Below are 21,601 nucleotides of genomic sequence, written 5' to 3' on the forward strand. Positions count from 1 at the left end.
CCGGCGTCCGCCGTCAGTCGCGCGGCGGCGGAGTGCCCCGGGCCGCGTCCATCAGCCGGCCCGCGAGGTCCGCGACGAGACCGCGCAGCTCGTCCGGCCGCTCGACGGCGAAGGGGCGGTCCAGCGACGCGAGGAGGCCCGGCAGCCAGTCGAGCCGTTCGGCCCGGATCTCGACCCGGCACCATCCCCCGCCCTCGCCCTCGCCCTCGCCCTCGCCCTCTCCGTCCGCATCGGCGACGACGGCCACGCTGCCCGGCAGCAGGGCGCGGATCTCCTCGGCCGTTCCCCGGACCCGCACCGTGACCTCGTGCCGGTAGGGCGCGGTGGCCAGGGCCGTCAGTACGCGCTCCGCCGGACCGGGCCCCGGCGGCGGTTCGAAGGTGCCGGGCAGGACCCGCGCGCCGTCGATGCGGTCGAGGCGGAACGTCCGGTCCGCCCCGACCGAGAGGTCCCTGCCCGTCACGTACCACCGGCCCGCGTGCGCGACGAGCCCGTACGGGTACACGGTGCGTTCGCCGCTCCCACCGCGCCCGCCGGTGTAGCGGATCGCCAGCGGCCGGTGATGGCGAACGGCGTCCGCGACCGGGAGCAGCACGGCGGCCTCCGGGGCGGCGGACCCGGCGGGGGCGGCCGTGAAGGTGAGGGAGTCCAGCACCGCGTCCAGGCGGTGGCGCAGCCGCTCCGGCAGCACCCGCCGGACCTTCGCCGCCGCCGTCTCGCCCGCCGTGCCCGCCGCCGCCGTGATCCCCGTCCGCCGGCCCGCGACCAGGCCGAGGAGTACGGCCAGCGCCTCGTCGTCGCTCAGCATCAGCGGGGGCATGCGGTGGCCGGGAGCCAGCCGGTAGCCGCCGTAGCGGCCGCGCACCGACTCCACGGGGACGTCGAGGTCGACGAGGTGGTCGACGTACCGGCGCACCGTGCGCTCCGCGACGCCGAGCCGCTCGGCCAGTTCGGCCACGGTCCGCACACCGCCCGCCTGGAGCAGTTCGAGCAGGGTCAGCACACGGGAGACGGGACGCGACATGGCCCCAAGTCTGCCGCCGATACCGGCCGGATTGTGACCGGTATTGCTCCTAGCGTGAGGCCAACGCAGGACGCCGGTAGGCACTGATCAGCCCCAGGAGGCACCCCATGAACCTCGTCTCGCTCCGCGTCATCACGGACGACGTCGCCCGTCTCGTCGGCTTCTACGAGCGCGCCACCGGCCTGCGCGCGACCTGGGCCACCGAGGACTTCGCGGAACTGCGCACCCCGTCCGGGACGCTCGCGATCGGCAGCACCCGCACCGTGCCGCTCTTCGCCCCCGGCTCGGCCCACCCGGCCGACAACCGCAGCGTGATCATCGAGTTCCTCGTCGACGACGTGGACGCCGTGCACCGCAACCTGACCGGGTTCGTCGGGGAGTTCGTCAAGGAGCCCACGACCATGCCCTGGGGCAACCGTGCGCTCCTCTTCCGCGACCCGGACGGCAACCTGGTCAACTTCTTCACGCCCGTCACCCCGGCCGCCGTCGAGAAGTTCGCCGACGTCGCCCGCTGACGGCCCCCCTATGCTGGACCCGCCCGCAGGGGCGAGGAACCGCACGCCGGGAGGGATCTGTGTCAGCGCTGGAGCCGGACGACCCGCGCTCCGTGGGGGAGTACCGGCTGCTGAGCCGGCTGGGCGTGGGCGGCATGGGCAGGGTCTTCCTCGGCCGGTCCCCGGGCGGGCGGCTCGTCGCCGTCAAGGTGGTGCACGCCGAGCTGCTGCGCCGGCCCGAGTTCCGCGACCGCTTCCGGCGCGAGGTCCGGGCGGCCAGGACGGTCAGCGGTGCCTTCACCGCGCCCGTCGTCGACGCCGACCCGGACGCGCCGCTGCCCTGGCTGGTCACCAGCTACATCGCCGGGCCGTCACTGGAACAGGCGGTGGCCGAGCGGGGGCCGTTCGAACCGCAGGCCGTGCTCACCCTGGCCGCCGGTCTCGCCGAGGCCCTGGTGTCCATCCACGCCGCGCACCTCGTCCACCGCGACCTCAAGCCCTCCAACGTGCTGCTCGCCGAGGACGGGCCGCGCGTCATCGACTTCGGCATCGTCCGCAGCGTCGACGCCGACTCCCTCACCGGCACCGGGCACATGGCGGGCTCCCCGGGCTTCATGTCCCCGGAGCAGGTCAACGGGGACGAGGTCACCTGGGCCAGCGACGTGTTCTGCCTGGGCGCGGTGCTGGCCTTCGCGGCGACCGGCGCGGGCCCCTTCGGCGCCGGACCGACACCCGCGCTGCTCTACCGCGTCGTGCACAACGCCCCCGACGTGGACGCCGTCGCCGACCCCGCCCTGCGGTCCCTGATCGCCGACTGCCTCGCCAAGGACCCGGCCCGCCGTCCCGCCCCGCGCGAGATCCTGGCCCGCATCGGCCCGCTGGGCGGCGACAGCGCGACGGCCCTGCCGCACGCCCACCAGTGGACGCCGTCCGTCCGGCCGACCCGCGCGGACGCCGTGCCCACCCGGATCGTCCCGCCGGCCGCGGCACCTCCGGCGCACCAGGCACCCCCGGCGCACCAGCACACCCGCGTCGACACATCACGTCCGCAGGCGCACCCGTCGGCACCTCCACAGGCGTACCCGTCGGCGCCCGCACCGGCGGACGTACCCCCGACGGCGACCGGCGACGGCGGCCGCCGGAGCCGACGGGCCTTCCTGCTCTCCGGCGCGGGCGCGCTCGCCGCCCTCGGCGTGGGGACCGGGTTCTGGCTCAACCGCCCGGCGGACTCCGGCCCGGCGGACGACGCACCGCCCGCGCCGTCGCCGTCGCCCTCGTCCGCGCCCTCCCCGCCCCCGGGCCTGGTCGGACTCTGGCCCCTCGACGAGGCCTCCGGCCAGGTCGCGCGGGACACCGTCGGCGGCCACGACGGCACCGTGACCGGCGTCGCCTGGCAGGGCGCCGGGGGAGGCGCCGCCTTCGACGGGACCGGCAGCCAGATCGTGACCGACGGCCCGGTGCTGAAGACCGGCGCGGGCCGCGGCTTCACCGTCGCCGCCTGGGTGCGCCTCGCCGTCGTGCCCGGCGTCTTCGCCACCGCCGTCAGCCAGGACAGTGCCGACGCCAGCGGCTTCTACCTCCAGTACTCCAGCGAGGACCGGGGCTGGGCGTTCTCCCGCCCGGGCCTGCGCGCCGTCGGCCGCACCGCGCCCGCCGCGCACGTCTGGACCCACCTGACCGGCGTCTGCGACGGCGCCGGCCGCAAGCTGCGCCTGTACGTCGACGGCGTCGAGGAGGCGGTCGTCGACGACACCGCCTCCGCGCCCGCGACCGGCGCCTTCGTGATCGGCCGGGCCTCCTTCGACGGACAGCCCCGCGACTTCTTCCCCGGCGCCATCCGCGACGTACGGGCCTTCGACCGGGCGCTGGCCCCGGCGCGGGTCGCGAAGCTCGCGCAGTCCGGGTGACGCGGCATCACCGGCGGTCTGTCGAACGGTAGTTGGGACAGTGATCGGTGCTCCCGTGCTAAAGATGTAGCTTTCCGAGGAGTGGCCGCGGCATCCGCAGGGAGCACGCGGCGCCGGCGAACGGGGAGAGAGTTGAGCGGGGAAGCCGGAACCGGCCTCACGGGCAGTGGTGCCGAGCCGTTGGAGGACGAGGACCCGAGCCGGATCGGACCGATCCCGCTGCTGGGCCGGCTCGGGGCCGGTGGCATGGGCCGGGTCTATCTCGGCGTCCACGAGGGCCGGTACGCGGCCGTCAAGCAGGTCCTGCCGTCGGTCGCCGGCGAGGACAAGGAGTTCCTGCGCCGCTTCGGACACGAGCTGGACAACCTCGCCCGACTGCCCGACGGGGCCACCGCGCCGCTGCTCGCGGGAGACCGGGACGCCCGGCCGCCGTGGTTCGCCACCGCCTACGTGCCCGGCATCACCCTGCGCGAGGCCGTCGACCTGCACGGGCCGCTGCCCGCCGAGGCGCTGTGGCTGATCCTGCGGGAGGCGGCCACCGCACTGGCGGCGGTGCACGCCCTGGACATGGTCCACCGGGACCTCAAACCGTCCAACGTCATGCTGACCCTGGACGGCCTCACCCTCATCGACTTCGGCGTCGCCCGCGCCGCCGAGCAGAGCCAGCTCACCAGGACCGGCATGGTGGTGGGCACGCCCGCCTACATGTCGCCCGAGCAGGCCTCCGGCAAGCGGGCGTCCAGCGGAGTCGTCGACGTCTTCGCGCTGGGCTCGGTCCTCGCGTACGCCGCCTCCGGCCGGCCGCCCTTCGGCGACGAGTCCGGGCACGCCGTGCTGTACCGCATCGTGCACGAGGAGCCGGACCTCCAGCCGTTGCGCGACCTGGACCCCGAGCTCGCCGACGTCGTCGCGTCCTGCCTGGACAAGGACCACGAGGGCCGGCCCAGCGCCGCCGAACTCGTCGAACACGCCGCGGGACGCGGTCCGTCGGCCGCCTCGCCGTGGCCGGAGGACATCACCGGGCGGCTGTCCGAGCGGGCGGCCTTCGCCGCACGGGTCCCCGAGCCCGTACCGCTGCCGGAGGCGGACGAGCCGGAGGAGCCGGGGGAGCCGGACCAGAAGGGCGGGCAGGGGGAGGGGCGCGAGGCGGTGCCCGCCGCGCCTTCCGTCCCCGTGGTCACGGGCGGACCGCCGGAGAAGCGTGAACGGCGGGCTCGTACGAAGGTGCTGGCGCTCGTGATCCCGGTCGCCGTGACCGGGGCGACGCTCGGGTTCACACTGCTGCCGTACGTGATGGACGACGACCGGGACGGGAACACGGCCGCGCCGCCCACGGCCACCGCGACGGCCGCCCCCGGTCCGGTCGGCTCCGCCACCGGCTCGACCGGCCCGAGCGCCTCCGCCTCCCGCAGCCCCGACGGCGGGAAGAAGGACGGCAAGGACAAGGGCGACGACAAGGACAAGGGCAAGGGCGAGGGCGAGGAGAGCGGGAAGGGCGGCGGAAGCGGCGACGCGGAGCAGGGGGCGTCCGGCGGCGGCTCGGACTCCGGGGGCGCCTCCGGCTCGGGGGGATCCTCCGGTGCCGGAGGGTCGTCCGGCACGGGGACGTCGGACTCGGGCGCATCCTCCGGCTCGGACGCGTCCGCGGGCTCCGGAAGCGGGTCCGGGGAGGGCGGGGCCGACGACGACTCGGAGGGCGGCGGGTCCGCGTCGGGCAGCTTCATGCTGAAGAACGGATCGAGCGGGAAGTGCATGTACGTCGGCATGCCCATCGACGACGGCGCCTGCTCGGGCGACAGCGCCGTCTTCCGCTTCCAGAGCACCTCCGACGGAGCCTTCCGCATGCTCAACGTGGGAACCGCCCAGTGCATCCACTCCCGGAGCGCGAACGCCTGGCTCGTCAAGGACGCCTGCGGCTCGTTCGGAGGAGAGTGGCGGGAGGGGGCGAACGGCTCGCTCAGGAACCTCAACACCGGCGGCTGCCTCGACCTCAACCGGCGGGCGTCCAGGATCGGTCTGACCACCACGACCTGCACCGGCTCCGCCTCCCAGCGCTGGACCAGGATCTGACGGAGCGGGACGGAGTGGGACGGAGCGCGGAGCGTCAGGGCTCGTCCCGCCTGCCGCCGCTCCGGTCCTCGTCGTCCTTGCCGTCCTTGCCGTCCTCGTCCTCTTCGTCGTCCTTGCTCAGCGACTTCAGGAACTCGGGGTTGTCGTCCGGCGCCACCCACTGCCGTCGCCCGCCGCCGCCCTGCCGGGGCGAGGAGCCGGCGGGCTGCCGCTTCTTGCCGGCGATGATCCAGGAGATCGAGCCGACCAGCGGGAAGAGCAGCACGAGGATCGCCCACAGCGGCTTGGGCATGTGGCGGATGTCCGCGTCCTTCGTGCTGATGCAGTCGATGAACGCGTAGACGCTCAGGGCCAGTGGAACAAGGAACATCAGCACCCGGAGCATGGGGCCTCTCCAGCGGGAAGCTAGGGGGTGGGGACGCGTCACGGCCCCCAGGTACAGGGCCAGGGTAGCCGCTCGGGGATACTGGACGGCATGGCTTACGACGATCTTCGCTCCCTGCTCAGGGCGCTGGAGCGCGAGGGCGACCTCAAGCGCATCAAGGCCGAGGTGGACCCGTACCTGGAGGTCGGGGAGATCGTCGACCGGGTGAACAAGGCCGGCGGCCCCGCGTTGCTCTTCGAGAACGTGAAGGGCTCCGACATGCCGCTGGCGATGAACGTCTTCGGCACCGACCGCCGCCTGCTCAAGGCCCTCGGCCTCAAGGCGTACAGCGACATCTCGGACAAGATCGGCGGCCTGCTCCGCCCCGAGCTGCCGCAGGGCTTCGTCGGCATGCGCGAGGCGTTCGGGAAACTCGGCACGATGACCCACGTACCGCCGAAGAAGGTGAAGCCGGGCAGCGCGCCCGTCCAGGAGGTCGTCCTCACCGGCGACGACGTGGACCTGGAGCGCCTCCCGGCCCTGTTCACCTGGCCGGACGACGGCGGCTCCTTCTTCAACCTCGGCCTCACCCACACCAAGGACCCGGAGACGGGCATCCGGAACCTGGGCCTCTACCGCCTCCAGCGCCACGACAGGCGCACCATCGGCATGCACTGGCAGATCCACAAGGACAGCCGCAACCACTACCAGGTCGCCGCCCGCCGCGGCGAGCGCCTGCCCGTCGCCATCGCCTTCGGCTGCCCGCCCGCCGTCACCTACGCCTCCACCGCCCCGCTCCCCGGCGACATCGACGAGTACCTGTTCGCCGGGTTCCTCCAGGGCAAGCGCATCGAGATGGTCGACTGCAAGACGGTCCCGCTCCAGGTCCCCGCGCACGCGGAGGTCGTCGTCGAGGGCTGGCTGGAGCCCGGCGAGATGCTCCCCGAGGGCCCCTTCGGCGACCACACCGGCTTCTACACCCCGCAGGAGCCCTTCCCCGCCCTGAAGATCGACTGCGTGACGATGCGCAAGCGCCCGCTGCTCCAGTCGATCGTGGTCGGCCGCCCCCCGACGGAGGACGGACCCCTCGGACGGGCCACGGAGCGCTTCTTCCTCCCCCTCCTCAAGATCATCGTCCCGGACATCGTGGACTACCACCTCCCCGAGGCCGGCGGCTTCCACAACTGCGCGATCGTCTCGATCGACAAGAAGTACCCCAAGCACGCCCAGAAGGTGATGCACGCCATCTGGGGCGCCCACATGATGTCCCTGACCAAGCTGATCGTGGTCGTCGACTCCGACTGCGACGTCCACGACCTGCACGAGGTCGCCTGGCGGGCGCTCGGCAACACCGACTACGGCCGGGACCTCACCGTCGTCGAAGGCCCGGTCGACCACCTCGACCACGCCTCCTACCAGCAGTTCTGGGGCGGCAAGGCGGGCATCGACGCCACGAAGAAGCTGCCCGAGGAGGGGTACACGCGCGACGGGGGCTGGCCGGACATGGTGCTGTCCGACCCGGAGACGGCGGCGAAGGTCGACCGCCGCTGGAAGGAGTACGGACTGTGACGTCGGCTTCCGCCGCCCTGCCCCAGCAGCCGGGGCGCACCAAGGCGTTCCTGCGCCTGGTGATGATCGAGCACTCGGTGTTCGCGCTGCCCTTCGCCTACATCGCCGCGCTGACCGCGATGTACCTGTGGGACGAGAACATCCACTGGGGCCGGCTGCTCCTGGTCACCGTCGCCATGGTGGGCCTGCGCACCTTCGCGATGGCGGTCAACCGGATCATCGACCGCGAGATCGACGCCCGCAACCCCCGCACCGCCCACCGCGAACTGGTCACCGGCGCCATGTCGGTCAAGCACGCCTGGACCGGCGCGCTGATCGCCCTGGTCGTCTTCCTGGGCGCGGCGGCCCTGCTCAACCCGCTCTGCCTGGCCCTCGCCCCGGTGGCCGTCGTACCGATGGTGGTCTACCCGTACGGCAAGCGGTTCACGAACTTCCCGCAGGCCATCCTCGGTCTCGCCCAGGCCATGGGCCCGATCGGCGGCTGGCTGGCGATCACCGGCGAGTGGTCCTGGGAGGCGGTGATCCTCGGCCTCGCGGTCGGCATCTGGATCGGTGGCTTCGACCTGATCTACGCCTGCCAGGACGTCGAGACCGACCGGCAGGTCGGCGTGAAGTCCGTCCCGGCCCGCTTCGGCATCCCCGCCGCGATCTGGGGCGCCCGCGCCTGCCACACGGTCACCACGGCCCTGTTCGTCTGGTACGCCCTCGCCACCGACGCCGGCGCGTTCTTCTGGCTCGGCCTGGTGATCGTCGCGGGCGCGTTCCTCTACGAGCACACCATCGTCCGCCCCACCGACCTGACCCGCCTCAACAGGGCGTTCTTCAGCGTCAACGGCTTCATCGGCATCGCCCTGTTCGTGTGCGCGCTGCTGGATCTGCTCGTAAGGGGCCTCACGGTCTGAAAACCCTGAGCCTGCGACTAGGCTCGGCATCATGAAGCCAGGACAGACGCAGCGCGTGCCTTGGATCGTGGGGGTGTCCGGGGCGTCCGGCACCCCGTACGCCGCCGCCGTGCTGCGTGCGCTGCTCGCCGCCGGCGAGAGCGTCGACCTGGTGGTCAGCCGGGCCTCGCGGCTCACCCTGCTCGACGAGACCGGCATCTCCTTCCGCGACGCCCACTGGCAGCACGACCTGCGAGAGTGGCTGGCCCGCGGAGCCGACGGAAAGCCGGACACGTTCGACGCGGACGTCTCCGGCGTACGGCACTGGAGCGCGGGCGACCTCGCGGCCGGGCCGTCCTCGGGGTCGTACCCGACGAAGGGCATGCTGATCGTGCCCGCGTCCACGGCCTGCGTGGCCGGTGTCGCGCTGGGGCTGTCCAAGGACCTGCTCCAGCGCACCGCGAGCGTGACGCTCAAGGAACGCCGCAGGCTCGTCGTGGCCGTACGGGAGACCCCGCTGGACGGCCGGACACTGCGGCACCTGGTGACCCTGGACGACGCCGGCGCGAGCGTGGTGCCCGCGTCCCCGGCGTTCTATGCGGGGGCGACGCACATCCAGGACCTGGTGGACTTCGTCGCCGGACGCGTCCTCGACGCCGCGGGTGTCGGGCACGACCTGTACCGCCGCTGGCGCGGCGACCTCGGCGGGGCCCGCCCCACCGACTGAGCACCAACTCCCCCCACACGTTTGTTACCCACATCTTCAGAACTCTTCAGTGGAAGGCTTCGATCGCATGGACGCGGTGGACAGGCAGCTCATCCAGGCCCTGAGGGAGAACGGCCGGGCCTCCTACGCGGAGCTGGGGCGCCTGGTCGGACTCTCCGGACCCAGCGTCACCGACCGCATCAACCGGCTCGAGGCGGCCGGTGTCATCACCGGCTACCGGGCCACCGTCGACGCCGCCTCGCTCGGCCTCGGCGTCACCGCCCTGATCGGCGTCTCGCTCTCCGACGCCGCCGACCACGAGGACGTGGCCCAGCGCCTCAAGGAGCTGCGGGAGATCGAGGACTGCTGGTTCATCGCCGGCGACGACTCCTACATGCTCAAGGTGCGCGCCGCCGACGTGGACGGCCTGGAAAGCATCATCCGGCGGCTGTCGGGCACCAAGGGCGTGTCCCGGACCCGTACCACCATCGTTCTCTCCACCAAGTGGGAGAACCGGGTGGGCGAGCTGCCCGAAGAGGTCCAGTAACCGGGGCGTACGGTTGACCCGTCTGTCTCAGAAAGAGGTATCGCATGGACGCCGGGCTCAAGCGCGAGCTGGAGCAGAAGGTCCGCTCCGGTGAGCGGCTGACCCGCGAGGACGGCATCGCGCTGTACGAGTCGGACGATCTCGCCTGGCTCGGCGGCCTCGCGCACGAGGTGCGGACGCGGAAGAACGGCGACGTCGTCCACTTCAACGTCAACCGCCACCTCAACATGACCAACGTGTGCACCGCGTCCTGCGCGTACTGCTCCTTCCAGCGCAAGCCGGGGGAGAAGGACGCGTACACGATGCGCATCGAGGAGGCGGTGAAGCTCGCCAAGGCGATGGAGGGCGAGAACCTCACCGAGCTGCACATCGTCAACGGCCTGCACCCCAACCTGCCGTGGCGCTACTACCCGCGCTCGCTGCGCGAACTGAAGGCCGCGCTGCCGGACGTCTCGCTGAAGGCGTTCACGGCCACCGAGATCCACCACTTCGAGACCATCTCCGGGATGTCCGCCTCCGACATCCTCGACGAGCTGATCGACGCCGGTCTGGAGTCCCTCACCGGCGGCGGCGCGGAGATCTTCGACTGGGAGGTGCGGCAGCACATCGTCGACCACCGCACCCACTGGGAGGACTGGTCCCGCATCCACCGCCTGGCGCACGAGAAGGGGCTGAAGACCCCGTGCACCATGCTCTACGGCCACATCGAGGAGCCCCGCCACCGCGTGGACCACGTGCTGCGCCTGCGTGAACTCCAGGACGAGACGGGCGGCTTCCAGGTCTTCATCCCGCTGCGGTACCAGCACGACTTCGTGGACATGAAGGACGGCAAGGTCCGGAACCGCCTCCAGGCGCGGACGCAGATGGCGACCGGCGCGGAGGCGCTGAAGACCTTCGCGGTCTCGCGGCTGCTCTTCGACAACGTGCCGCACGTCAAGGTCTTCTGGGTCATGCACGGCGTCCAGACGGCCCAGCTCGCCCTCCAGCACGGGGCGGACGACATGGACGGCTCGGTCGTCGAGTACAAGATCACCCACGACGCGGACGACTTCGGCACGCCGAACAAGCTGACGCGCGAGGACCTGCTGGACCTGATCCGCGACGCCGGGTTCCGGCCGGTGGAGCGGAACACGCGGTACGAGATCCTGCGGGAGTACGAGGGCCCCGACCCGGCGCGTCGGGAGTCGCCGCAGCCGATGCGGGTCTGACACGGGCGGTTCGGTTGTTCGCCGGGTGCGGGCCGGTGGGGGCCGTTCGCGCAGTTCCCCGCGCCCCTGGGTCGGTACGGTCCCGGCGCCTTGTGAGTGGGCGCTGGGGGCATGCCGTTGAGGGGCGCGGGGAACTGCGCGACCAGCCACAGACCACCCGCACCCGGCACGGGTCCGCAGGACGACGGCGGGTACCCGCACCCCATGGCCGGTCCCGAGGACGCATACACTGCCGAACCCTTCGTTCCACGGCGCGGCGGCCTCCCCGCCCTGCGCGAGGCCGCAGCCGAATGCCGGGGCTGCCCCCTGCACCGGGCCGCCACCCAGACCGTCTTCGGCGCCGGCAAGGCCTCCGCCCGGGTCATGCTCGTCGGCGAGCAGCCCGGCGACCAGGAGGACCGCCAGGGCAAACCCTTCGTCGGCCCCGCCGGCAAACTCCTCGACCGGGCGCTGACGGACGCCGGCATCGACCCGGCGGACGCCTACGTCACCAACGCCGTCAAGCACTTCAAGTTCACGCGCGCCGAACCCGGCAAGCGCCGTATCCACAAGGCGCCCACCCTGCGTGAGACGACCGCCTGCGGTCCCTGGCTGGCGGCCGAGCTGGACCGGGTGGAGCCCGAGCTGATCGTGGTGCTTGGCGCCACGGCGGGCAAGGCGCTGCTCGGCCCGTCGTTCCGGGTCACGCAGGTGCGCGGCACCGTGCTGGAGGAGGAGATCCACGGGCGCCCGGAGCGGCTCGTCCCCACCGTGCACCCCTCGGCGGTGCTGCGGGCCGACGACCGGGACGGGGCCTACCGGGGACTGGTGGCGGACCTGAAAGTCGCTGCGGAGACACTCACGTAATAGTTACCATGGCTCGGTGTCCCTTACCTTCACTTTCGATCCGGCCGTCACCCCCGACCTCCGCGACGGCGTCCTCGACCTGTGGACCGACGTCTCCAACGCCGGCGGCTCCGTGGGCTTCGTGCCGCCGGTGACCCGCGAGGACATCCGCCCCGAGCTGGTCAAGCACCTGGCGTGCATGGCCGAGGGGCGAACCCGGCTGCTGGTCGGCCACGACGAGCAGGGGCGGGTGGCCGCCACCGCGTTCCTCGCCCTCAACACGCACCGGCTGATGCGGCACTGGCTGTGGCTCTACACGGTCATGGTCCACCCGCGACACCAGGGCCGGGGCTACGGCCGTGACCTGATGGCCGCCGCCGCGGACGCCGCCCGCACCTGCGACGGCATCGAGGCGATCCGGCTCACCTGCCGCGGCGGGCTCGGCCTGGAGCGGTTCTACGAGTCCTGCGGCTACAAGGAGGTCGGGCGGGTCCCCGGCGCGATCCGGGTCGCCCCCGGCGACGACCGGGACGACGTCTTCCTGCTGCTGCCCCTGGGCTGACCCCCGGCCGGTGCCCGGCCGACCCCCCTGCAAGACCGGCGGTCCGGCATGTTTCACTGGACAGTGCCTCTTTGTGCCAGAAACGGAAGAGTGGATTGAGATGCTCCGCTACACACTGATGCGCCTCGGGATCTTCGTGGGCTGCCTCGTGGCCGTCTGGGGGCTCGTCTACGCCGGAGTGTTCCCGCGCGGCCTCGGCGACTCCAACGGTATGTGGATCCTCCTGCTCTCCCTGCTGATCTCCGCCCCCATCAGCTACGTCGCACTGCGCAAGGAGCGGGACCGGGCCTCGGAGCAGGTCGCGGGCCGCGTCACCCGCATGAAGGCCAACCTGGAGGCCAACCGCGGCCAGGAGGACACCGCCGACGACACGGCACGGGCGCAGGGCCAGGCCTCGTAACGTCCGTCACGCACCCGCCCGCCCCGGCTTCCGAAATCACCGGAAACCGGGGCACTTTGCGTTGTGCGGGCAGAAGCGCGCTCCCACCTCTCAAAGTATGGCTTTGAGTGTCCCAAAGTGCGGGTGTTAAAGTCGTGTGCATGAAGCAAGCAGCCGCGCCCACCACACCACAGCGCCTCGCGCTCGTGGCGCGCCTGCACGTGGACCTCTGTCGGAACGCGTCCGCGAACTGTCGCCCCTGACGTTCCCCCCTCATCCAGTCGTTCCCACGTCAGCTCAGCGCATCCCATCCCGCGTCCCGTCCCCCTACGGAGCATGTCCGTGTCTTCACCCTCTTCCTTTGCGAAGTACTTCAAGGTGCCCTTCTGGGCCCAGATACTCGCCGGTCTCGTCCTCGGCGTCCTGCTGGGCTGGCTGGCCCGCAGCCAGGACATATCCTGGCTGGTCACCACCCTGGAGAAGGTCGGTGACACCTTCATCGGCCTGCTGAAGCTGGCCGTCGCACCGCTGGTCTTCTTCGCGATCCTCGTCTCGATCACCAACCTGCGGAAGGTGAACAACGCGGCCCGCCTGGCGTCCCGCACCCTTCTCTGGTTCATGATCACGTCGCTGATCGCGGTGGCCATCGGCCTCGTCATCGGCCTGGTCACCAACCCCGGCTCCGGCACCGGCCTCACCCCGGCCGACGGCTCCCGGCCCGAGCACACCGGCTCCTGGATCGACTTCCTGACCGGCATCGTGCCCACCGACGTCATCACGCCGTTCACCGAGCTGAACGTCCTCCAGATCGTCTTCATGGCCGCCGTCGCCGGCATCGCCGCCCTCCAGCTCGGCGAGAAGGCCCAGCCGATCCTCAACCTGAGCGAGTCCGTCCTCGAACTCCTCCAGAAGGCCCTGTGGTGGGTCATCCGCCTCGCCCCGCTCGGCACCGTCGGCCTCATCGGCAAGGCCATCGCCACCTACGGCTGGGACCTCATCGGCAAGTACGCCACCTTCACCGCCGACATCTACGTCGGCTGCGCCATCGTGATGTTCGTGGTCTACCCGACGCTGCTCGCCACCGTCGCCAAGGCCAGCCCGCTCCAGTTCTTCAAGGGCGCCTGGCCCGCCATCCAGCTGGCCTTCGTCTCCCGCTCCTCCGTGGGCACCATGCCGCTGACCCAGAAGGTCACCGAGCGCCTCGGCGTCCCGAAGGAGTACGCGTCCTTCGCCGTGCCGTTCGGCGCGACCACCAAGATGGACGGCTGCGCCGCGGTCTACCCGGCGATCGCCGCGATCTTCGTCGCGCAGATCTTCGGCATCGACCTCGGTGTCGGCGACTACCTGCTGATCGCCTTCGTCTCGGTGGTGGGCTCCGCCGCCACGGCCGGCCTCACCGGCGCCACGGTCATGCTCACCCTGACCCTCTCCACCCTGGGCCTGCCCATGGAGGGCGTCGGCCTCCTGCTGGCCATCGACCCGATCCTGGACATGATGCGCACGGCGACCAACGTGGCCGGCCAGGCGCTCGTCCCGGTGATCGTCTCGGCCCGTGAGGGCCTGCTCGACCGCAAGGCGTACGACGAGGCGCACGCCTCGCCGATCGACGAGCCCGAGCGGGAGAAGCGGGACGCGGAGCCGGTTCCGGTCGCCGCCTGACCGTCCTGTCCAGGGCGTTGCCGTCCTGGACACCACCACACGGACCGTACGCTGATTCGCATGGGTGCAGGGAAGACCAAGCGGATGCCGCGTGCGGTCCGTGAGCAGCAGATGCTGGACGCCGCCGTGAGCGTCTTCGGCAGGCGCGGGTACATGGCGGCGTCGATGGACGAGATCGCCGAACTGGCGGGCGTGTCCAAGCCGCTGGTGTACCTGTACCTGAACTCGAAGGACGACCTCTTCAGCGCCTGTGTCGGCCGCGAGGCCCGCGCCCTCACCGAGGCGGTGCGGGCCGGCGTGCGTCCGGGGCTGCCCGCCGACGGGCAACTCTGGTCGGGGCTGCGGGCCTTCTTCAGCCACACCGCGCGGCACCCGGACGCCTGGCGGGTGCTGCACCTGCACGCCCGTACGCACGGCGAGCGGTTCGCCGCCGAGGTCGCGGCGATGCGCGAGGAGATCGTCGCGTTCGTGACGCAGCTGATCGCCGCCGCCGCGCGCGACGCGCACCGGGATCCGCACCTGGCCGAGGGCGAGGTCGCCGGGCTGGCCGAGGCGCTGGTCGGTGCCGCAGAGTCGCTCGCCGACTGGGCGGGCGCCACCGAGGGGGTCACCGCCAAGCAGGCGGCGGCGACCCTGATGAACTTCGCCTGGGCCGGCCTGGGCGACCTGATGGCGGGGCGCCCGTGGTCCGCGCCGGAGGAGTCCGGAGCGGAGGAGTCCGGAGCGGAGGAGTCCGGACCGGAGGAGTCCGGACTGGAGTCGGATCCCGACCCGGTGGCGGATCCAGACCCGGAGGCGGATTCCGCGCCGGTGGCTCAGGCCGCGGGGTAGGGCCCGACCCCGCCGGACAGGTGCAGCCGTCCGTCGCGGGCGCCGCGCAGTTCGAACCGGCCGCCCGCGCCGCCCCCGCCGTCCGCGCCGTCCTCGGCCCCGTACGTCACCGTCCCCGGCAGCAGCACCGGTGACCGGAACTCCGCCCGCACCACGGCCGCGTCCGGCGTCCCGTGCTCGGCGAGGCACCGGGCCACGGTCCACATGCCGTGCGCGATGGCCCGCGGGAAGCCGAACAGGCGGGCGGTGAGCGGGTGCAGGTGGATCGGATTGCGGTCCCCGGAGGCCGCGCCGTAGCGGCGTCCGGTGTCGCCGGCGAGCCGCCACTCGGCGCGGACGGGGAGGGGCTCCCGGCGTTCCGGGGAGGGGTCTTCGGCGGGGGGCCGCGCGGTGGTGCGGTGCCGGGCCAGGTAGGTGCTGCGGGACTCCCACACGACGTCGGCGCCGGCCCGCAGTTCCGTGACCACCGACGCCTCGGTGCCGCGCCGGTGCGGGGCCAGGCCCTCGACGCGCACGGCGAGTTCGTACGCCCCGGTCGCGGGGACGACGGTCCGCCGGGTGATGCCGATGGAGGTGTGGACGAGCCCGAGCAGGGGCAGCGGGAAGCCCCGGCCGCTCATCAGGCGCATGGCCAGCGGGAAGCCCAGCACGTGCGGGTACGTCACCGGGAGCGCGTCCGCGCCGGTCGGGAACCCGCACACCCGCTCGTACGCCGCGAGCCGCGCGAGGTCCACGCGCAGGCCGGGCAGGACCAGCCGGGTGCGGGGGAAGTCCGCGTCCGGGCGCGGGCGCTTCAGCGGCGACAGCAGCGCGCCGCGCGCGAGGAGCGGCGCGAGGGCGGGGACGCCGGTCAGGGTGCTGGTCGTCGGGGTCGCGGTGGTCATCACGCCCCCAGCAGGCTCTGGCCGCAGACCCGTACGACCTGGCCGTTGACCGCGCCGGAGGCCGGGTGGGCGAGCCAGGCGGTCGTCTCGGCGACGTCGGCGGGCAGGCCGCCCTGGGCGAGGGAGTTCATGCGGCGGCCGGCCTCCCGGATGAAGAGCGGGACCGCCGCCGTCATCTTCGTCTCGATGAAACCGGGCGCCACCGCGTTCACCGTGACCCCGTGCCCGGCGAGCGCGCTCGGCGCCAGCGAGCGGACCAGGCCGACGATGCCCGCCTTGCTCGCGCCGTAGTTGGTCTGGCCCGCGTTGCCCGCGAGCCCGGCGATGGAGGCCGTCGCCACGATCCGGCCGCCCCGGTTGACCGCGCCCGCCGCGAGCAGCGCGTCCGTGGTGCGCAGGACGCTCGCGAGGTTGACGTCGAGGACGGAACTCCAGCGGTCGGCGGGCATGTTGACCAGCCGCCGGTCACGGGTGATGCCCGCGTTGTGGACGAGGACGTCGAGCCCGCCGGGCAGTGCGGCGGCGATGCGCTCGCCGGCGTCCGCCGCCGTGATGTCGAGCGCGAGGGCGGTGCCGCCCAGGCGTTCGGCGGCCCGGCGTGCCGCGTCCTCGGCCTGCGGCACGTCGAGGACGACGACGTGGGCGCCCTGCCCGGCCAGCGTCTCGGCGACCGCGGCGCCGATGCCCCGTGCGGCGCCGGTGACCAGGGCGGTGCGCCCGGCGAGCGGCAGCGCCCAGTCGTCGGGGTCGGCGCCCGCGGCCTCGGCCCCGACCTCGATCACCTGGCCGCTGACGTACGCGGAGGCGGGGGAGAGGAGGAAGCGGAGGGTGGACTCGGCGGGCGCCGCGTCGGTGAGCCGTACGAGGTTGACGGTCCTGCCCCGGCCGATCTCCTTGCCGAGCGAACGCGTGAAGCCCTCCAGCGCCTGCTGCACGGCGGCCTGGTGGTGGTCGCCCGCGTCGATCGGGGCGCCGAGCACGACCACGCGGCCGCTCGCGGCGACGGACCGTACGACGGGGTGCAGGGCGGCGTGCACCTCGGCGAGCGAGTCGATGTCCCGTACGCCGGTGGCGTCGAGGACGACGGCGGCGGGGCGGCCGTCCTCGTCCCGGGGAAGGCCCGTGCGGGCCAGGACGGCTGCGGGGTCGAGGTCCGACTTGCCGGCCGTGAGGTGCAGCAGGCCGCCGTCGAGCGCGTCCCGCCGCAGCTCGGCCGGTTGCGGCAGGCCCAGCCTGCGGGTGAGGAACCGGCCGGGTGCGGTGCCGGTGAAGCTGAGATAGCGGTCGGCCATGTCTGTCTCCCAGGCGGCTGCGACGTGGTCCAGAGGCCGGCTGCGGTGCCCACCGGGTCCACCGTGCCCACAACTGCTTACTCTGGAGTAAGGTTACCGGAGGTAAGCCTATGTCACGGGTGAGGAGCAGGTCGAGATGAGCCCTCTGGCAGCGCAGCCCGCACGCCGCGTCGCGGTCCTCGGCGGCGCGCGCGTCCCCTTCGCCCGCTCCGACGGGCCGTACGCCACGGCCTCCAACCAGGAGATGCTCACCGCGGCCCTCGACGCCCTGGTCGAGCGGCACGGGCTCCAGGAGCCGGGCGCGGTGGGCGAGTTCGTGGCCGGCGCGGTCCTCAAGCACAGCCGCGACTTCAACCTCGCCCGCGAGACGGTCCTCGGTTCGGCACTCGACCCGCGCACCCCCGCCTACGACATCCAGCAGGCCTGCGGCACCGGACTCCAGGCCGTCGTCGCCGCCGCCAACAAGATCGCGCTCGGCCAGACCGAGTCGGCGATCGCGGGCGGCGCCGACACCGCGAGCGACGCCCCGCTCGGCGTCAACGACCGCCTGCGCCGCATCCTGCTCGAGGCCCGCCGGGCGAAGAGCCTGAGCGGACGGGCGAAGGCCCTGGCCAGGATCCGCCCGGGGCACCTGGTCCCCGACATCCCCCGCAACGCGGAGCCGCGCACCGGGCTGTCGATGGGCGAGCACGCCGCGGTCACCGCACGCCGGTGGGGCGTCACCCGGGAGGAACAGGACGCGCTGGCCGCCGCCAGCCACCAGCGGCTGGCGGCGGCGTACGAACGCGGCCTCTTCCGCGACCTGGTGGTCCCCTTCCGGGGCCTGGCCCGCGACCAGAACCTGCGCCCCGGCTCGACGGTGGAGAAACTGGCCGCGCTCAAGCCCGTGTTCGGCCTCGACGCCCCCGGCCCCACCATGACGGCGGGCAACTCCACGCCCCTGACGGACGGCGCCGCGACGGTGCTGCTGGCGAGCGAGGAGTGGGCCGAGGCCCGGGGCGTCGAGCCCCTCGCCTACCTCACGGCGTACGAGACGGCGGCCGTGGACTTCGTCGGCGGGGACGCGGCGGGCGGCGAGGACGGGCTGCTGATGGCCCCGGCGTACGCGGTCCCGCGGATGCTGGAGCGGGCGGGGCTCGGGACCGGGGACTTCGACCTCGTCGAGATCCACGAGGCGTTCGCCTCCCAGGTGCTGGCCACGCTGGCCGCCTGGGAGAAGCGGGGCCTGGACCCGGTGGACCGGACCCGCCTGAACGTGGCGGGCTCCTCCCTCGCCACCGGCCACCCCTTCGCCGCCACCGGCGCCCGGATCGTGGCGACCCTGGCCACGCTGCTCGCCGAGCGCGAGGCGCCGGGGCGCGGCCTGATCTCCGTCTGCGCGGCGGGCGGCCAGGGCGTGACCGCCATACTGGAACGAACGTGACTTACCCTCAGGTAACCCCCAACACTGCACACCTCCGGCGCGGGAAGATCGTGGAACGCGCACCAACTCCCCACGCGGGCACCGTACGATCCCGGAACTGACCGCCGGTAACCCCTGTCCGCGGGACCGGCGATGAACGCCTCGGCGCGCGAGGCACGTACGTCATGCAGCAGAGCAGCGACCGCACAAGCAGCGACCGCGGAGGCGGAAAGCGGCCGCAGGAGCTGTAGCAGTGTCTTTGCCGCACGTCCCAGGAGCCGCCCGTGTCCACCCCGCTTCCGTCCTTCGCAGCGTCCGCCGCCTACGCCGACTCGCCCGGCCCCACCCTGGTGGCGCCCGAGACGCGGATGCTGGACGGGGCCGTACGGGAGGCGTACGTACCGCCGTTCGCGCCCCCGGTGCGCCGCGGGTCCCTCGCCGACCTGCCCTTCGACAACGCGGCGGCGGTACCGGGCCAGGTGGTGCTCAGCCGCAGGTCGCCGGAGGGCGACTGGTCCGACGTCACGGCGGCCGAGTTCGCCGGGCAGGTGCTGGCGGTGGCCAAGGGCATGATCGCGGAGGGGCTGACGCCGGGCGACCGCATCGCGATCATGGCGCGGACGACGTACGAGTGGACCCTGCTGGACTTCGCCGCGTGGGCCGCCGGCCTCGTCACCGTCCCGATCTACCCGACCTCCTCCCTCTTCCAGACCCGCTGGATCCTCCAGGACTCCGGCGCCGTCACCCTGGTCACCGAGACCACCGCACAGGCCGCCGCCCTCGGCCCCGAGCTGGACCGCATGCCCGACCTGGGGCACCTGTGGGTCATGGAGAAGGGGCATGTGGAGCGGCTCGCGGAGCTGGGCGCGCGGGTGCCCGACGCGGAGGTCGAGGTGCGCCGCGGCATGCTGAGCCCGAGCACCCTAGCCACCCTGATCTACACCTCGGGGACGACCGGCCGTCCCAAGGGCTGCGCGCTCACCCACGGCAACTTCTTCGCCGAGGTCGACAACGCGATCGAGCTGCTCTACCCCGTCTTCAAGGCCGAGACCGGCGAGGAACCCTCGATCCTGCTCTTCCTCCCCATGTCCCACGTCTTCGGCCGCATGGTCGCCGTGGCCTGCGTCCGCGCCCGGGTCCGCCTCGGCCACGCGCCTAGCCTGAAGGCCCAGGACCTGCTGCCCGACCTGGCGGCCTTCCGCCCGACCTGCCTGCTGACCATCCCGTACATGCTGGAGAAGGTCTTCAACAGCGCCCGCGCCAAGGCGGAGTCCGGCGGCCGGGCCTCGGCCTTCGACCGCGCGGTCTCGGTGGCGGTGCGCTACGGAGAGGCCAAGGAGGCCCACCAGACCGGCACCGGCGGCGGCCCCGGCCGGGGCCTGAGGACCGCCCGCTCCTTCTACGACCCGCTGGTCTACCGGAAGATCCGCAATGCCATGGGCGGCCGGGTCAAGTACGCCATCTGCGGCGGCTCCCCGCTCGGCCGCCGCCTGGCCGCCTTCTACGCCGGGGCCGGCATCGAGATCTTCGAGGGCTACGGTCTCACCGAGACCACCGCCGCGGCCACCGTCACACCCCCGCTCAAGCCGCGCCTGGGCACCGTCGGCTGGCCGCTGCCCGGCACCCGCATACGCATCGCCGCCGACGGCGAGATCCTGATCGCCGGCGAGCAGGTCCTGCACGGCTACTGGGACCCGCAGGCCGGCGGCGTCGTCCAGGCCGCCCCCGACGGCTGGTTCGCCACCGGTGACCTCGGCAGCCTGGACGACGAGGGCTACCTGACGATCACCGGCCGCAAGAAGGAGCTGCTGATCACCGCGGGCGGCAAGAGCGTCGCGCCGGCCCCGCTGGAGAACTGGCTGCGCTCCCACCCCCTGATCTCCCAGTGCATCGTGCTGGGCGACCGCCGCCCCTACGTCTCCGCCCTGTTCACCCTCGACCCCGACGGCCTCACCCACTGGCGCCGCATGAACGGCAAGCACCCGGTGCCGCCGGAGCTGCTGGTGGACGACGAGGAGGTCCACGCGGTGCTCCAGCGCGCCGTCGACGAGGCCAACAGGCTCGTCTCCCGCCCGGAGTCCATCCGCCGCTTCGCGATCCTGCCCAGAGACTTCACCGAGTGGGACGGTCATCTGACCCCCTCCATGAAGCTGCGCCGCGACGTGATCATGCGGGACTTCGCGGGAGCCGTGGAGTCCCTGTACGACGGGCAGGACGGCGCGGGGCTCAGCAGCGGGCGGTGAGGCAGCGGCTCAGCGGCGGGCGATGAGGCAGGCCTGCGGGACCTGGGCGGACGTGTCCGCCTCCTGCACGCGCACCGTCCGCGACAGCACGGTGAACCCGGCCTTCTCCAGCAGCCCGGCCATCGGCTCCGGCTGCCGCCGTTCGAAGTCCAGGGCGACCGGGTGGCCCCACGGCCGGTCGTGGTGGCGGGGCTCGTCGCCGACCTGGAAACCGAGCAGCAGATGCCCGCCCGGGGCCAGCACGCGCCGCACCTCCGCGAAGAGGTCCGGCAGCCGCTCCCACGGCGTGTGGATCGACGAGTACCAGGAGACGGCCCCCGCGAGGGCCCCGTCGGGCAGGTCGAGGTCCAGCATGGACCCCTGCTCGAACCGCAGCCCGGGGTTCTCGCGGCGCGCGATCGCCAGCATCGAGGCGGACAGGTCGAGGCCGAAGACGCTGAGGCCCAGCGAGGCGAGGTGCGCGGTGACCGAGCCGGGCCCGCAGCCGAGGTCGGCCACCTGCCCCTCCGGCCCCACCAGCTCGGCGAAGGCGCCCATCAGCGCCCGGTCCAGCGGGGCGTCGTCCAGCGCGGTGCGGAAGCGGGCGTGGTAGTCCTCGGCGACGGCGTCGTAGAAGGTCCGGGTGGTGGCCACGAAGGCGGGGTCGGCGGTCATGGGGGGACTCTAGGGGCAGCCACCGACAGCCGGTACGGGCGAGGTACGGGCGAGGTACGGGCGGAGAATTCACGGAGAATTCGGAAGAGCCGGCAAAAGG

21 protein-coding genes are annotated in these 21,601 nt (G+C 72.9%); 16 read left to right on the forward strand and 5 right to left on the reverse strand.

Annotated features, from left to right (window positions below; all coding sequences use genetic code 11):
* Positions 1 to 13 precede the first annotated feature (13 nt).
* Entirely contained in the window at positions 14 to 1,024 is a 1,011-nt protein-coding gene (locus Sco07f_RS36000; protein WP_108990352.1) for a helix-turn-helix transcriptional regulator, read from the reverse strand.
* A 107-nt stretch (positions 1,025 to 1,131) separates the two neighbouring features.
* Here Sco07f_RS36000 and Sco07f_RS36005 point away from each other — a divergent pair, with 107 nt between their 5' ends.
* The 3 genes from Sco07f_RS36005 to Sco07f_RS36015 all read left to right on the forward strand — a co-directional run bounded on the left by Sco07f_RS36005 (position 1,132) and on the right by Sco07f_RS36015 (position 5,495).
* A complete protein-coding gene (locus Sco07f_RS36005) occupies positions 1,132 to 1,539 on the forward strand; it encodes a VOC family protein (protein ID WP_007445745.1) in 408 nt (135 codons plus the stop codon).
* A 59-nt stretch (positions 1,540 to 1,598) separates the two neighbouring features.
* A complete protein-coding gene (locus tag Sco07f_RS36010; RefSeq protein WP_108990353.1) occupies positions 1,599 to 3,425 on the forward strand; it encodes a protein kinase domain-containing protein in 1,827 nt (608 codons plus the stop codon).
* A gap of 132 nt (positions 3,426 to 3,557) precedes the next feature.
* Positions 3,558 to 5,495 (forward strand): serine/threonine-protein kinase, encoded by a 1,938-nt coding sequence (locus tag Sco07f_RS36015; protein WP_108990354.1) that lies wholly within the window; start codon positions 3,558 to 3,560, stop codon positions 5,493 to 5,495.
* A gap of 34 nt (positions 5,496 to 5,529) precedes the next feature.
* Here Sco07f_RS36015 and Sco07f_RS36020 read toward each other — a convergent pair whose 3' ends face one another.
* Entirely contained in the window at positions 5,530 to 5,880 is a 351-nt protein-coding gene (locus Sco07f_RS36020; RefSeq protein ID WP_087789940.1) for a PLD nuclease N-terminal domain-containing protein, read from the reverse strand.
* 90 nt (positions 5,881 to 5,970) lie between these two features.
* On the opposite strand from Sco07f_RS36020, the gene Sco07f_RS36025 reads away from it, so the two are divergent.
* The 11 genes from Sco07f_RS36025 (at position 5,971) to Sco07f_RS36070 (ending at position 15,026) form a co-directional block, all read left to right on the forward strand.
* The gene (locus tag Sco07f_RS36025) at positions 5,971 to 7,428 is read left to right on the forward strand and encodes a menaquinone biosynthesis decarboxylase (RefSeq protein WP_007443783.1); all 1,458 of its coding nucleotides are present in this window, start codon (positions 5,971 to 5,973) and stop codon (positions 7,426 to 7,428) included.
* Complete coding sequence (mqnP, locus tag Sco07f_RS36030) at positions 7,425 to 8,330, forward strand: menaquinone biosynthesis prenyltransferase MqnP (RefSeq protein ID WP_007443784.1); 906 nt, start codon at positions 7,425 to 7,427, stop codon at positions 8,328 to 8,330. Before Sco07f_RS36025 ends, mqnP begins: the two co-directional genes overlap by 4 nt.
* 55 nt (positions 8,331 to 8,385) lie before the next feature.
* On the forward strand, positions 8,386 to 9,036 hold the full coding sequence (locus tag Sco07f_RS36035; protein ID WP_042824853.1) for a UbiX family flavin prenyltransferase: 651 nt from the start codon (positions 8,386 to 8,388) through the stop codon (positions 9,034 to 9,036).
* Between the two features lie 67 nt (positions 9,037 to 9,103).
* A complete protein-coding gene (locus Sco07f_RS36040) occupies positions 9,104 to 9,562 on the forward strand; it encodes an Lrp/AsnC family transcriptional regulator (protein WP_007443788.1) in 459 nt (152 codons plus the stop codon).
* 44 nt (positions 9,563 to 9,606) lie between these two features.
* Entirely contained in the window at positions 9,607 to 10,770 is a 1,164-nt protein-coding gene (gene mqnE / locus Sco07f_RS36045; RefSeq protein WP_087789939.1) for an aminofutalosine synthase MqnE, read from the forward strand.
* A gap of 204 nt (positions 10,771 to 10,974) precedes the next feature.
* Entirely contained in the window at positions 10,975 to 11,616 is a 642-nt protein-coding gene (locus Sco07f_RS36050; RefSeq protein WP_108990355.1) for a UdgX family uracil-DNA binding protein, read from the forward strand.
* A gap of 16 nt (positions 11,617 to 11,632) precedes the next feature.
* Positions 11,633 to 12,157: a GNAT family N-acetyltransferase gene (locus tag Sco07f_RS36055; protein WP_108990356.1), complete on the forward strand. Its 525-nt coding sequence runs from the start codon at positions 11,633 to 11,635 to the stop codon at positions 12,155 to 12,157.
* A gap of 100 nt (positions 12,158 to 12,257) precedes the next feature.
* Positions 12,258 to 12,557 carry a DUF4229 domain-containing protein gene (locus Sco07f_RS36060; protein WP_108990357.1) on the forward strand — a complete coding sequence of 100 codons (300 nt, stop codon included), beginning with the start codon at positions 12,258 to 12,260 and terminating at the stop codon, positions 12,555 to 12,557.
* Between the two features lie 140 nt (positions 12,558 to 12,697).
* Positions 12,698 to 12,799 (forward strand): putative leader peptide, encoded by a 102-nt coding sequence (locus Sco07f_RS41275; RefSeq protein WP_315978814.1) that lies wholly within the window; start codon positions 12,698 to 12,700, stop codon positions 12,797 to 12,799.
* Positions 12,800 to 12,872: 73 nt separating this feature from the next.
* Positions 12,873 to 14,195 carry a dicarboxylate/amino acid:cation symporter gene (locus tag Sco07f_RS36065; RefSeq protein WP_108990358.1) on the forward strand — a complete coding sequence of 441 codons (1,323 nt, stop codon included), beginning with the start codon at positions 12,873 to 12,875 and terminating at the stop codon, positions 14,193 to 14,195.
* Between the two features lie 60 nt (positions 14,196 to 14,255).
* Entirely contained in the window at positions 14,256 to 15,026 is a 771-nt protein-coding gene (locus Sco07f_RS36070; protein ID WP_108990359.1) for a TetR/AcrR family transcriptional regulator, read from the forward strand.
* Here Sco07f_RS36070 and Sco07f_RS36075 read toward each other — a convergent pair.
* The gene (locus tag Sco07f_RS36075) at positions 15,011 to 15,910 is read right to left on the reverse strand and encodes a MaoC/PaaZ C-terminal domain-containing protein (protein ID WP_108990377.1); all 900 of its coding nucleotides are present in this window, start codon (positions 15,908 to 15,910) and stop codon (positions 15,011 to 15,013) included. The two genes, Sco07f_RS36070 and Sco07f_RS36075, sit on opposite strands and share 16 nt — an antisense overlap.
* Positions 15,910 to 17,202, reverse strand: coding sequence for a 3-oxoacyl-ACP reductase (locus Sco07f_RS36080; protein ID WP_108990360.1), 1,293 nt, complete (start codon positions 17,200 to 17,202; stop codon positions 15,910 to 15,912). The genes Sco07f_RS36075 and Sco07f_RS36080 overlap by 1 nt, the downstream gene beginning before the upstream one ends.
* Before the next feature lie 136 nt (positions 17,203 to 17,338).
* Between Sco07f_RS36080 and Sco07f_RS36085 the strand changes: the two genes are divergently transcribed.
* Entirely contained in the window at positions 17,339 to 18,625 is a 1,287-nt protein-coding gene (locus tag Sco07f_RS36085; protein WP_108990361.1) for an acetyl-CoA C-acetyltransferase, read from the forward strand.
* Positions 18,626 to 18,888: 263 nt separating this feature from the next.
* Positions 18,889 to 20,847, forward strand: a complete 1,959-nt coding sequence (locus Sco07f_RS36095; protein ID WP_054099408.1) for an AMP-dependent synthetase/ligase — start codon at positions 18,889 to 18,891, stop codon at positions 20,845 to 20,847.
* A gap of 9 nt (positions 20,848 to 20,856) precedes the next feature.
* Here the strand turns inward: Sco07f_RS36095 and Sco07f_RS36100 are convergent, their stop codons facing one another.
* The gene (locus Sco07f_RS36100) at positions 20,857 to 21,501 is read right to left on the reverse strand and encodes a class I SAM-dependent methyltransferase (RefSeq protein WP_087789931.1); all 645 of its coding nucleotides are present in this window, start codon (positions 21,499 to 21,501) and stop codon (positions 20,857 to 20,859) included.
* Between the last annotated feature and the right edge of the window lie 100 nt (positions 21,502 to 21,601).

Source organism: Streptomyces coelicoflavus, assembly GCF_003112555.1.
Taxonomy (GTDB): Bacteria; Actinomycetota; Actinomycetes; order Streptomycetales; family Streptomycetaceae; genus Streptomyces; species Streptomyces coelicoflavus.